The organism is Peribacillus sp. Bi96, assembly GCF_918698115.1.
Taxonomy (GTDB): domain Bacteria; phylum Bacillota; class Bacilli; order Bacillales; family DSM-1321; genus Peribacillus.
Map to the genome: position 1 here is coordinate 379,762 of NZ_CAKKLV010000003.1, position 13,482 is coordinate 393,243.

Consider the following 13,482-nt stretch of genomic DNA (forward strand, 5'->3'; position numbering starts at 1 on the left):
TAATCATGGTCATGAAAATGAGCATTTCTTACATCGCATGTTGGAATGAGCATGCGAACCAACCACTTCCCTCTCTATCATTTTTCCTTTTCAAGTTCTTCTTTAACTAACAATCTTTTTAAAAGTTTACCCACTGTGTTTCGCGGCAGTTCTATTCTTACTTCAAATACTTTCGGAACCTTATAGGGCGTCAACTGTGAATAACAATATCCTTCTATTTCTTCAAGGTCTATTGAAGCGCCATCTTTCGGTACGATGAATGCTTTCACCACTTCACCTTTTTCTTTGTGGGGGATACCCACCACGGCTGCCTCTTTAATAGCCGGATGTTCATATAGAACCCCTTCCACCTCTTGCGGGTAAATATTGAATCCGCCAACGATGATCATTTCTTTTTTTCTGCCGACGATATAGAAATATCCTTCATCATCCATCACAGCAAGGTCACCGGTATATAGCCAGTCATTCTGTAAAGCCTTTTTGGTTTCGGCTTCATTATTCCAATAGCCCTTCATAATTTGCGGTCCTTTTATGAGCAACTCACCGACACCAGTGTTAGGTACTTCATTATTATCATCGTCGATGATCATACAGTCCGTTCCTGGAAACGGGATGCCGATGCTCCCTATTTTCCTTTTTCCAAAAGGCGGATTACGATGCGTGGAGGGGGAAGCTTCCGATAAACCGAAGCCTTCACCAATTTTTGCACCGGTCAGCAATTCAAATCGCTTAATCACTTCTACTGGAAGGGGGGCAGAGCCACAAGAACAACTTTTTAAACAATCCAGTCCATAGGTTTCAATTTCTGGGTGATTGACGAATGCGTTATACATCTTTGGAACACCAGGAAAAAAAGTCGGGCGGTATTTTTTAATGTTAGTAAGAACGTGTTGGAGATCGAATTTCGAAAATAAAAGAATGGCAGCTCCTATATAGATACCTAGGTTCATCGCACTTGTCATCGCATACACATGGTAAAGAGGCGTTGCTGCCAAAACGATTTCTTCACCAGGGACCATGGCATCCCCATACATTTCAAAGCTCTGTACGACATTGGAGGTCAAATTATGGTGAGTAAGCATGACTCCCTTCATCTTGCCTGTGGTCCCGCCTGTATATTGAATGACGGCAGTGTCTTCATACGGGTTGATGATTACAGGTTCAGTCAAGACCTTACCGGATTGAATCATTGATTGAAGCGAATGTGAACCATCTTGATTTTGAACATTTTCCGTTTTCATGCAGACCGCAAACTCATATATCGTTTTCGTTTCTTCGACCGTATTCGCGGCGGTTTGATCAAATACAATATACTTAGCACCCGAATCTATTAAAATTTGCAATAGTTCCCTTGGTTTATACATGGGATTCATCTGTACAACTATCAGACCTAATGCCTGGGCGGCATAATAACTGATTATGAAATAAGGATGGTTGGCCATCATCAGGCCAATTCGTTCACCTTTAACAAAGCCCATTTCACTCCATTTCCCTGCAAGTTTGTCTACCTGCATTTTAAGATTCTTATAATCCATTGAATCGTCTTCATAAATGATGGCTGTATGGTGAGGAAATTTACTTGCTGTTGTATCAAGCAGTGAATAGACGGATATTTCCGGTAGCTTCATAGATTTCATTCTTTCAACATACCATTGCTCCCATGGTTGATTTATCGTTTTTCGCACCATTTATCCCTCCACACATAAACGAATTTCATATCGTACATGTTTGATTTATACATATTATTATGCAACTTGCATGCCAAGTCCTCTATGTGTGTAAAACCGCTTAATATTAAGATCCTTTAATTCATTAATGAATTTTATTCACATATAAAGCCTTTCTATAGAGGATTCACCGAAATACCAATAATTCATTATTGAATTTTAAACAGGCTCTGGTTGGTTTTCAATCGATATTGAAAAGTAGGTTTTTACCATATTATAGATTATATCTACTCACGAATAGTGATTTTGATTTTATCCATGGTGTATTATAAAATTTAAAAAGCCCATCCAGCTAGGAATGGGCTTTTCGAATTTTATTGACTTACGGTTAAATAAAAAATCTATAGCTCTCTTTCCATTCCTGGATTTTTAGATTTTGCGCGTTCGTAGACTGATTTTGCCACCGCTGAATCCAAGAATCATCAAAGCCACACAACTGGTTCAATCGATCGGACCATCCTGTAAAGATCTAGATATCACGTTCTTTAAGAACATTATCCAACATGGCTTGAAGTTGACGTCCTTCATTTTGATCTTTGCTACTGACTCTTATGTATCCGAATTTACGAACATCCATTTTTTACTCCTCATTCTATTTCTTTCTACTATTCTACTAAAAACGTTCGTAAAAGTGTATGTAAAACAATGAACGTTCGTAAAGTGTTTTTAAACTTTAACGAACGTTAAAATAAGAGGATTTTATCGAAAATAGAACCGTTCGCTAAAGTGTACTTTTACGAACGGGATTTAAAATGATTATTTTGAGTAGAAAGAAGAGATTTTGCAGGAATTGAATGATAGTTCGAAAAACATGTCGAGTAATTAAAATCAGTTTGAATATCAATAATGACAAAGGTCTGGCGATTTTGAAACGCCCAATGTACGTAACTGGAACATTCTAATCCTCCTCTACCTATATCACGCCCGTTGAGTAGAAATAAAATTTAATACATGTCGTTTTCCAGGTGCTGCCTGAATAGCTCCTTTTACGGAAGCAGTGAGTGCTCCACTTGCATTTGCAAAAGTAAGTAATCGTTGATGATTTTCACTCACTCTTTCACATAGATTTTCATTAGATACTTCAAGTGACACTAGTTCGGATAAGAAACCTCCCATAAATGCATCACCTGCCCCTGTTGTATCCGAAACAATTACTTTAAATCCTTTGTCTTCATATTCCTCTCCATTTTTCAAATAAATATTTGCGCCATCGCTTCCTTTTGTATATACGACTACCTTCACGTTACCGACAAAAAGGGATTTAATCGCTTCTTTTTCCTTATTAATATTTGTTATAAAATATAATTCTTCATCGGATACTTTTACAATATCAGCTAGAGGCAAGAAGTTTAGTATGGTACGCCGACAGCTTTCTTCATCAGGCCATAAAGGAAGCCGGACATTAGGGTCAAAACTTACAATTCCACCTATTTTATTAAACCTGTCTATCACTTTTATATGAGTTTGTTTCATTGGACTTTCAACTAAATCCACTGAGCAAAAGTGAAGAAGATCTCCTTGATTAAACCACTCTGACTTCACCTCTTCTGGTGAAAGTAATAAATCAGCTGTATTCTTTCGATAAAAATTAAAACTTCTTTCTCCGAAATTATCTACAGATACAAATGCTAATCCAGTTTCTCCTTCATCGCTTCGAATAATATAGGAAGTGTCTACATTATTTCCTCGAAGCACGTCCATTAAATAATCACCAAAATTATCATTAGCTATCTTGGTTAGTATGGCTGAATTTCCACCATATTTTGCAATTGCAATCGCAACGTTCATAGGAGCTCCACCGGCAACACGTTCAAAACCAGTAACCTCTTTTAATGATTTTTCTTTTTGAATAGGAATAAAATCAATCAATGTCTCACCAAGACAAAAAACCTTTTTCAATGTATTCACCCCTAAACAAGAAACAAGGCTAGACACTTGTTCCTTGTTATTTTATTTCCAAATGTCTTTTAGGTTCCAATAAGTTATTTCCTTGACTTGTACATCACCCTTCACAGTAAATAACTCAATACCTAGTCTATCTTCATTCGGATAGATACGACTTGTCATGGTCGTTTGTCCATCATTCGCAAAGATTTCAATGGAAGATCGATCAATAAATACACGTAGGGAAAGCTCTTTATTTGTCTCAAGTATTGTGTTTCTAACACCATCTTCCACTTTTCCTGACTTGGAGCAATCAAGTGTTAGCTGTTGTTTATCTAAGTGATACGTTAATACTGTTTCTTCTTGGTTAACTCCACGAATCTTTAGACCTACAGATTGAGCACTACAATTAGTTAAGTCAAACACAGCTTTCACTTCAAGTAAATCCTCTTTCGTTTCTACCAAATAGCTTTCAGAAATGGATTGATTTGTACACTCATTGTGTTCAGAATCACGTAATAAGATTAATTCCTCAACAGGATTCATTAAAATCTTGTTATTATCCCCTAGCGTTATTTCGCGTGGTAATGTTAAGGCTCCACACCATCCATCTGTTTTTGTTGGCATGTTTGACTCCCACATATCCATCCAACCAATCGCAATTCGACGACCTTTATCATCTAATAGTGTTTGAACTGCATAAAAGTCATGTCCATTATCTAATTCAGTAAATGATCCATGAACAAACTCGTTTGTTTCGTAATTATAATCTCCAACCAAATAACCTGTTTGGAATAGATTATTATATAAATCTCCATTTGATTTAATACCTTGAGGTGAGATCAGTAGAATATATTTTCCATCTAATTCAAAGAAGTCGGGGCATTCCCACATATATCCAAGTGAGCCGTCACTTTGTGCAAGAACGCCAATGTATTCCCACTTCAGTAAATCATAAGAACGGTATAAAATAACTCTTCCGACATTCTCCTTCGTCGAATTTCCTAAAACCATGTACCAGGCATCATTGTGCTTCCACACCTTTGGATCACGGAAGTGATGTGCACTATCTATTGGTGGTTTAGCAATAACCGGATTTTCTCCAACTTTCTCAAATGTTATGCCATCCGTACTGACCGCAATATTTTGATTTTGATAGAAGAGATCTTTTTCTTTGTCTGTATAGTGATGTCCTGTATAGATTAGGGTTAGTTCACCATTATTATCAACGGCACTTCCTGAGAAACATCCATCTGTATCACAAGCATCCCCAGGAGCTAAAGCAATAGGCAAATGCTCCCAATGAATGAGATCTTTACTTTTTACATGGCCCCAATGCATTGGCCCCCAATTTGCATCATATGGATGGCATTGATAAAATGCATGGTATTCCCCTTTATACTGTGCGAAACCGTTCGGGTCATTAATCCAGTTAGCTGGGGCCATGATATGGTAACCTAATCGATAACGATTATTTATTTTCTTGTTTGCAATCTTCAGTGCCTCTTCAGCCTTTTTAATTCTATTAATTGTTAACATAATAACATCCTCCTATATTATCTTTCGTAACCTTTCCACATTGCCATTTAAGCCTTTGCTTTCTTTAGAACCTAATAAAGTAAAGATTGAAATAATGGTAAAACAGAAAACCATGATTCCCATGATGAGATAGGTATGACGAAATCCTACACTGTCGTATAATCTACCTGCGAGTGGTGAAAGAATAGATGCACCTACCTGAGAGGCAAATTGGAAACCAACTAGATAGAGCACAGAAGATAAACGTGTATCAAAATTCGCTGCTAAATATTTAAAAATAGCAATTAGCATAATAGGCAATTCTAGAGCATGAATTAATTTCATGGAAGAAATTCCGATTGGTCCAACAACAATTCCAGAACCGATGATTCGGAAGGACATTAAAAATCCTGCTAGAATTAAACTATTCTTTACACCAAACTTTTTTACGATAAACGGTGCAAGAAACATCATTCCAGCCTCTAAAAATACTTGAAATGAGTTTAGGTATCCAAATACTTGATTGCCTAACGCTTCAGTCGGAAATAAAGATGCGTAATAAAGAGGGAATTGCTGATCATAAACACTGTAGATGCATGTCACCCCAATAATGTACATCATGAAAAACCAGAAATCTTTTAATAGAAAAAGATGTCCAACGTCTTTTAGATTAATAGAGTTGGCTCTATTCATTTCTTGATCTGTCATTTCTATTTTCACAGACATAATAATGGCCACTAATATGATGGCCGAAACAGATGCAACCCAGAAATTGATATTTGGATTAATATTAAACAGCTGTCCTGCGAAAAATGTAGCTGCCGCCCACCCTAGAGAACCCCACATTCTTGATTTTCCATATTCGAAATCATATTTACGGCTAATCTTTTCAATATAGGATTCAATCGCTCCAATCCCTGCTAGAAAAGCAACTGCTAAATAGATTCCTCCAACAATTGCGCCCCAAAAGACATTGTATTTTAATAATGGTCCATAGATGAAAATATAAAATGGTCCTACAAATACGAGCAGCAAACTAATAAAAGTTAATACATTTTTCTTTAAACCTATTTTGTCAGATATATAACCATATAGTGGCTGCATACATAAGGCGAAGATAGCGTTTACAGAAAAGATAATACCTGTAGCTGACCCACTTAAGTTTATTTCTTGTCCTAACCAAATGGAAAATAAAGAGTAACTAGAAGACCAAGTAAAAAAGAAAAAGAAAAAATACGCACTTAACATCCAATACAGATTTTTCGGACTTTTCAATTTAATCGCTCCTTTTACTAGACATGTGAAAAGAAATGAATAACTAGTTAACGATATGAAAAAGAAGAAATAGAAATGTGAATTTAAGTCCATACATGGTTGTTAATGATGATACACCTCTATTTAATGCCTGTACCTGAACCGCCAATCCCCTCTAAAATATAACGTTGAGCCACAATATAGATAATAATCAATGGAACGGTGGATATCGTCAGTACAGCCATGACTTGATTAGTATAAACCGGATCTGTACTATTAATTGCTGTAATCGCTACTTGGATCGGAAATTTCGACTTGTCTGTCAAGACCATCAGAGGCCAGATATAATCATTCCAACTTCCGATGAAAGCCAATGTCCCAACAGTGGCAACGGCTGGTTTAGACATCGGTAGCATGACCCGCCAGAATACTTGCCATGTATTTGCCCCATCCAATTTAGCCGATTCAATAATCTCTGTTGGAATAGCCATAAAAAAGTTTCGGAACAAATAGATATTGAATGCCCCTGCCAACGTTGGCAAAATAACCGCAAGACGTGTATCCACTAATCCAATGCTATGAATAATGGTAAATTGAGAGATTAAGATGGTTTCAAATGGCACGATCAAAATAGCCAATAAAAGACCAAACAGCACTTTTTTTCCACTAAAATTAAGTTTAGCAAATGCATAGCCCGCCATCCCATTGATAATTATGGAACCAACTGCTACACACAAACCATAAAACAAACTGTTGCCGATATAAACTAGTAAATGAAATCGTAACAGAACTTGATTGTAGGATACAAACCAGTCTGATGGATGAAATGATGGCAGGAAAGCCTTAATGTTGCTCATATTGTTATAAATTTCCGCTTCTGGTTTCATCGAGGATGCGACCATCCAAAACAGCGGAAAAATAAATAGCACTGCGAGCAAAACCAGGCAAATGTATTCTAAAATCGTTAGAGGCCCGAATTTCCGTCTCATCAGTCTTCATCCTCCTTCACCAGTTTACGTTGCGTAATCGTAACCAATCCGATAATCGTCCCAAACAAGAGAGCAATTGAACTGGCATAACCAACCATGCGGTCCGTAAAACCAGTTTGATAAATATAATAGACAACCGTCATGGTGGAATTCACTGGTCCGCCTTGCGTCATAACCATTGGTTGAACCAACAGCTTGAATGCGCCAATTAATGTGGTAATAAATATAAAAATTGAAGTTGGTTTCAACAAAGGTAACGTAATGTAAATAAATCGTTGCCATTTATTCATTCCGTCTAACTGTGCCGCCTCATAAACATCACCAGGGATATTCTGCAGTCCTGCTAGAAAAATCAGCATCTGAAAGCCAGCTCCTTGCCAAGCCGAAACCACAACAATTGTAAATATCGCCTGCTTAGGACTTGTCAAAAACGGTTGCGCTGAAATGCCGAAGTATGTGAGTACGTTATTAATAATCCCTTCATTTGGGTTCAACAAATACAACCATAGAACAGAGATAACGACAAGTGACATGACAACTGGACTAAAGTAAGCTACTTTAAAAAACGTGTTTGCTTTCCGTTGTTTATTTAACAGGAGGGCCAGCCCAAGAGCTGCCCCAATCTGCAACGGAATCACCCAAACGACAAATTCTAGTGTGTTCACCAAGCTTTTCAGAAAAATTGGGTCCTGGAATAGATTGATGAAATTGTCCAATCCGACAAATGTACGCATATTGGGTGTTAATAAATAATAATCCGTAAACGCATAATAGACTGACATAATAGACGGAATAACAAGGAACATCGATAAAAGTAACAACGCCGGCCCCAAAAACGTATATGCAACAACATTTTCTTTCCACAGAATTTTATTCTTGATTCTCCCCTCTGGTCTCAGAAATGTATAGACAGTCCTATTTTCTTTCCATCCAATTTTACTCATAGTTCCTCCTTCTAATTGGCCTTATCGATAGCTGATTGCATTTCTTTCGCATGTGTATCCAATACTTTTTGGATATCTTTATTTTGATCATAGAAGCTGATGTCATCGATTGTTTGTTGGAAAGCACGCGTGACTTGCGGATAAGCCGGTGTAACGGGACGTGCGTGTCCTGTTTCTTTCAATTGTTTCAGGAAGACATTCATTTGAACTGAGAACTCTTTTACCATCACTTTTTCAGAAGAGTATCGTACTGGTAGTGCTCCAATTGTACGGCTCAGTTCCACATTCGAATCTTTGTTTGTCATCCAGTCAACTAATTTTGCAGCCCATTCTTTATTTTCGGACGTTTGTGTCATCGCAAATTGCCAACTACCTGAAGGAGAAACTAGTTTCTTTGTTTTTGGTGATACAGGATATGGCATAACGCCATAATCTACCTTTGGGTAGTTTGTTTTCATATCAGTTACTGTCCATACTCCACTAAACTTCATTGAATATTTTTCCGTTTCAAACGCTTGTTTAACTGGCGTTCGTGTCGTATAACCTTCTTTCAACATTGTTTGAATAAAAGTCATCGCTTCAACAGTAGTTTTTTTATTGAAGACACCATCTGCTTTCTTTCCATCTTTCGAGATGATATCCCCATCAGCTGACCAGACAAAAGGAGTTAGCGCATACGTCAACATTTCGTCTTTCGACTGTAATTGCATATCAATAGCTGGTTTGTCGTATTTTTCTTTCAACGTTTTACAAAGAGCAAGGAATTGGTCCCATGTCCAGGGATTGTCAACTGTTGGTAGCGTATTCAAATCTACGCCCGCCTCTTGTAACATTCTTTTATTGTAGTAAATCCCCACAGATGATTCACTAACACCAATTGCATACAGCTTGTCTTTATAAGTTCCTTGTTGCTTAATACTTGGCAGCAAATCCTCTTGATCTTTTACATACTCATCCAATGGTGCAATGACACCAGATTTCGCGTAAGCAGCTGTATTTGGTCCGTCCAAAGTAATAACATCCGGCAACGTGCTGGTTGTAAGGGCCGCGTTTACTTTGTCTTCATAACCACCGCCATTTCCGCTACGTGGAATAAATTCAATTTTAGCTTTGATATTGTCAGAAGAATACTTCTTATTGAAGGCTTCAACCCGTTTTTTATACACTTTTCCTTCTTCATTATCATCAGATATGTGTACCCACATCGTAATCGTCTTTTTACCATCACTATTTACGCTTTCGCTTTTGCTGCAGCCCACCGCAGCGAACATCAGTAATAAAGATATACTTACTACTAGCCATTTCTTCATACCTTTCACTTCCCCCTCATATGTCTTTCGTCTAAAAAAAACTTATAAAAGCGCTTTCAATAGTAGTTTATGTCAACCGGTTACATATGTCAACCGGTTGACAGTTATTTTTCGAAAAATCAGATATTAATTTTTGTGTATTTGACTCTAACTCTTGCACATATTAGTACTTTTCTCTAAAATAGGTGCGTGATCAGACTAATCTGAAATTATTTTATTATAGGGTTTTCCTAGTAGGTGACAGATTATGATATGCTATTAAACAGTTTATTATTGAATTTTTCATTTTTATCACCTTCGCTCTTTATACAATATTGATTCCAATGTTTAATATCTCTGTGAAACAACTGAGAAAATCTCAGTATCCAATCAATAGACAAAAACATGTAAACTTTATTCAAATGAGTAGTTAAAAAAGTTAAATAAAATGGATGTTTCTTAATAAGGTAGGAGGACATGAAATGAAGCCTAACATTCACGATGTGGCAAAAATAGCAGGTGTTTCATCAACAACAGTTTCCCGTGTATTAAATAACCGCGGTTACATAAGTGAAAAAACAAAAGAAAAGGTTTATAAAGCGATGGAAGAGATTAATTATTTTCCAAACGATTTAGCCCGTTCTCTATTTAATAAACGAACTAATTTAATAGGACTAATTATTCCAAATTCAAGTAACCCATTTTACGGTGAACTAGCCTTTCATATTGAAAGCATCTGCGCTTCATTAGGCTATAAATTGTTACTTTGTAACAGCTTAAACCGTATAGATAAAGAAGAAAAATATTTAGAAATGCTCATACGTAATCAGGTAGATGGAGTAGTCGTTGTGACATATAATCGAGGTATACTAAATTATGAGAAGCAGAATCTTTCTGTTGTAGCGATTGACCACTATTTATCGAAAAACATCCCTGTTGTTGGCTCTGACAATTATGGCGGAGGAAAACAAGCTACAGAATTATTATTAATGAAAGGTTGTCAGTATATTGTTCATATAAATGGACCAATTGAGCTTCAAACACCAGCAAACTTAAGAAGAATAGCGTATGAGGATGTTATGAAGGAACATGGTAGACTACCAATTACATATGAAGTTTCACCTCATCAAAATCATCAAGAAGTAATCTCTAAGCTTTTTGATGAACATCCAGAAGTAGATGGGATCTTTGCAAGTGATGATTTAATCGCGGCATCTGTTATAGCTGAATCTAAAAAACGGGGAAAGGATATACCAACGCAATTAAAAGTTGTCGGTTATGATGGAACAGAAGCCGTTCAAGTTATACTGCCAGAATTGACAACCATACAACAACCAATTGATTTAATTGCCAAGACAGCAATTGATATTTTATTAAAACAAATTGAAGGTGAATTTAACAATTTTCCGTTTGAGACCTATCTGCCTGTTAAACTTTTAGAAGGTGGAACGACTTAATTTATTGTATTTGTATGATGGTTTTGGAGGTGTCAAAACCGGTTTTGGTGCAAATACAAAGACGAATAGAAAAAAATTGTAGATTCACTCTAAATAGATAGTTATAAAAAAGAAACTGTATTACTTGAAGGGAGTCAGTTCACTTATTTTGTCTGAAAATGTGTACTTTTTCGAACAGGATAGACAGATCAAATTAATATTTTAACCCGTTAACGTTTTGAGTCTATTCTTAGCCTCGCCCTTTTTATATAGGAGTGGAGATAGTATAGTTTCATGGACACATTTTAGTTAAGTCCTTACTATGATTTTTGAGAGGATGTGTCCGTCTTGTATAGGTAAAAAATATAATAATGAATTCAAGTAGACTATAGTAGATCTTTATCACTTGGGTAATTCAGTCAAAGAATTAAGCGGCTAATATAGCGTATCAGAAGTTACCATTTATAAATGGGTTAAAGAATTTAATCCTATCGTTTTGGGGAAGAGTCCATGACTCCAAAGAAATGAAAAGCGGAAAATAAAATTGCTCCAACAGGCAAAGACCGAGGCTAGGAAAAAACTATGAATAAAGAGGAAAAGAAAAATAGAAGATGGGCAGCATTAATATTAAGTTAATTTTGAATGTAATGGCTTTTGTGTTAACCACATTTTCAGGTTAAAACGGGAGAGCAAACAAGGCTGCACCAGATTTTTTCCGTTTCGGGCAGCCTTGTTTGTTTATTCCCGACAGCCGGTAGTCGTCTGCCCGGCTTGTATAATAACGACACTCAGGTACCATCTAGATTAATAGTATCAGTATGTCCAAGATTTAGAGATTAATTGCTATTATTGAAGTTTTTGCACCAGAACCTCCGTGAATCATACGAAAGGTTTTCTTAGTTTTATAATTGCCCTATTAATTTATGGCTCTACCCTTAAAAACGGGAATTTGTCTAAAATTCTGGTTAATTAAATAACTGCCTTGTCATATCTCCTTTTATATTCTGGATGAGGATATCATACAGCTTAGTTTAATCAAAACCTCATTTACTTATGATATGGTTCACCACCATTAACCTTAAACTCAAACGCAATTTTTAGAAAAATACGATTCTTAATAAATCGATCACTTGAATTAGCAATTAATAGAATCCCAAATAGAACTAGGACACTATAAAATAAGAAAGTATTCATATACATTTAACCTCAACTTTATAGGGATTTTACATATTCGTATGGATTTGTTTTCCCGAATATATAGAATCGCTTTCCTTTTTTATTATAAGATTTGAATCACTCCTGCCCCTTTAGTTGCATAAAGAAAAAGAGGCAGCCCCGATTTCAGCTAACGTTAAATTGAATAAAAGCTTAAAATTCCAATTATCATAGCGATTATAAGAATTGATACTAAACCAATAAGTGTTTTCTTCCAAGTTTTCATTTAATCACCTACTATATTCAAAATTTAAAAAGATACCATCGCTAAACCAACTCTAATAATCATTGAATAATCAAAAATATCTTTAACGCCCTACCGCCTGCAATAGATGTAGTAGATAAGCATAACAATGAAACAGTTTTATTCTTCATAGTCCTCACTATCCCCAATAGATATTACCAAAAAATTAAATGAATTGTTGAACTCCCTCAGTTTAATTCGATTTACTCACAAATACTCGCTTATTCGCAGGATTTCATCACCCTTGAATTTAAGTTCATGGTTAAACGGAGTGATTCAGGACATGAAGATTTCGTGAAGGCATAGGGAAATAAAGGAGTTGTACAATACTCCATATTTTACCATATAATGCACATTCTCCACGCCGCCCCTGGAGGCTTTCCCTCCCATGTCTCAACGGGTCAATTGCCCTATCATTCCTTCGTCATGCCTATCCAAGGGGTGGAGGCCAGTTATGCTAACCTGATGGGTCGGTGCCCTTTTGTTCAAGAAATCTGGTACTCCGTACATATTTGAAATCCTACGAATAAGCCAACATTAGTAAAAAGAAAACTATGAACATTAGTTTTTAAAGGTTCCCTTCGAGAACCCTATTAAAAAATTCCCCTTTAAAACTACGCAACCAGTTCAGTTATAGGTTGAACTTTATCTGCACAATAAGACTCGTTTCTGCGTGCTATTCCAACAAATATCCTGGCTAGCTTACCCACCAATTTCATAATCGATTTCATTTTCTTCATTTTTTTCACCTTAACATTATGGGTGTGAATGGCTCGAAATTCCGTGTTATTCATCACAAGGCTCATGGTGGCTAAGTAAAGGAAACGCCTTAGCCTGGATCGTCCTCGCTTAGAGATGACAATTTGGCCTTTCCACTTTCCAGAGCTTGCTTCAGCCAGATGCAACCCAGCGTGCCGAAGTAAAGAATTACCGTGTGAAAAACCACTTAGATCTCCTGCTTCACCTAATATTCCGGCTAAAG

At 36.5% G+C, this 13,482-nt stretch carries 9 protein-coding genes and 2 pseudogenes; 2 read left to right on the forward strand and 9 right to left on the reverse strand.

The genetic code is table 11. From position 1 onward, the window contains the following. Positions 1 to 77: 77 nt before the first annotated feature. The 8 genes and pseudogenes from LQ203_RS06520 to LQ203_RS06555 all read right to left on the reverse strand — a co-directional run bounded on the left by LQ203_RS06520 (position 78) and on the right by LQ203_RS06555 (position 9,626). On the reverse strand, positions 78 to 1,685 hold the full coding sequence (locus LQ203_RS06520; RefSeq protein WP_230156699.1) for a long-chain fatty acid--CoA ligase: 1,608 nt from the start codon (positions 1,683 to 1,685) through the stop codon (positions 78 to 80). Between the two features lie 514 nt (positions 1,686 to 2,199). Next, positions 2,200 to 2,304 (reverse strand): annotated as a pseudogene (locus LQ203_RS06525) (recombinase family protein); the annotation flags it as partial. Positions 2,305 to 2,645: 341 nt separating this feature from the next. After that, positions 2,646 to 3,626, reverse strand: a complete 981-nt coding sequence (locus tag LQ203_RS06530; RefSeq protein ID WP_230156701.1) for a carbohydrate kinase — start codon at positions 3,624 to 3,626, stop codon at positions 2,646 to 2,648. A gap of 51 nt (positions 3,627 to 3,677) precedes the next feature. Beyond that, a complete protein-coding gene (locus LQ203_RS06535; protein WP_230156734.1) occupies positions 3,678 to 5,141 on the reverse strand; it encodes a glycoside hydrolase family 32 protein in 1,464 nt (487 codons plus the stop codon). A gap of 21 nt (positions 5,142 to 5,162) precedes the next feature. Beyond that, complete coding sequence (locus LQ203_RS06540; protein WP_230156703.1) at positions 5,163 to 6,404, reverse strand: MFS transporter; 1,242 nt, start codon at positions 6,402 to 6,404, stop codon at positions 5,163 to 5,165. 119 nt (positions 6,405 to 6,523) lie between these two features. Further along, entirely contained in the window at positions 6,524 to 7,372 is an 849-nt protein-coding gene (locus LQ203_RS06545; RefSeq protein WP_230156704.1) for a carbohydrate ABC transporter permease, read from the reverse strand. Then, positions 7,372 to 8,316 carry a sugar ABC transporter permease gene (locus LQ203_RS06550; protein WP_148359563.1) on the reverse strand — a complete coding sequence of 315 codons (945 nt, stop codon included), beginning with the start codon at positions 8,314 to 8,316 and terminating at the stop codon, positions 7,372 to 7,374. Before LQ203_RS06550 ends, LQ203_RS06545 begins: the two co-directional genes overlap by 1 nt. A gap of 11 nt (positions 8,317 to 8,327) precedes the next feature. Further along, complete coding sequence (locus LQ203_RS06555) at positions 8,328 to 9,626, reverse strand: sugar ABC transporter substrate-binding protein (protein WP_230156705.1); 1,299 nt, start codon at positions 9,624 to 9,626, stop codon at positions 8,328 to 8,330. Between the two features lie 461 nt (positions 9,627 to 10,087). On the opposite strand from LQ203_RS06555, the gene LQ203_RS06560 reads away from it, so the two are divergent. Beyond that, positions 10,088 to 11,062 (forward strand): LacI family DNA-binding transcriptional regulator, encoded by a 975-nt coding sequence (locus LQ203_RS06560; protein ID WP_230156706.1) that lies wholly within the window; start codon positions 10,088 to 10,090, stop codon positions 11,060 to 11,062. Between the two features lie 367 nt (positions 11,063 to 11,429). Continuing rightward, a pseudogene (locus LQ203_RS27460) lies at positions 11,430 to 11,563 on the forward strand (helix-turn-helix domain-containing protein); the annotation flags it as partial. A gap of 1,551 nt (positions 11,564 to 13,114) precedes the next feature. Here LQ203_RS27460 and LQ203_RS06565 read toward each other — a convergent pair. After that, positions 13,115 to 13,482: IS110 family transposase (locus tag LQ203_RS06565; RefSeq protein ID WP_230156707.1), on the reverse strand; the 368-nt coding region annotated here is incomplete at its 5' end.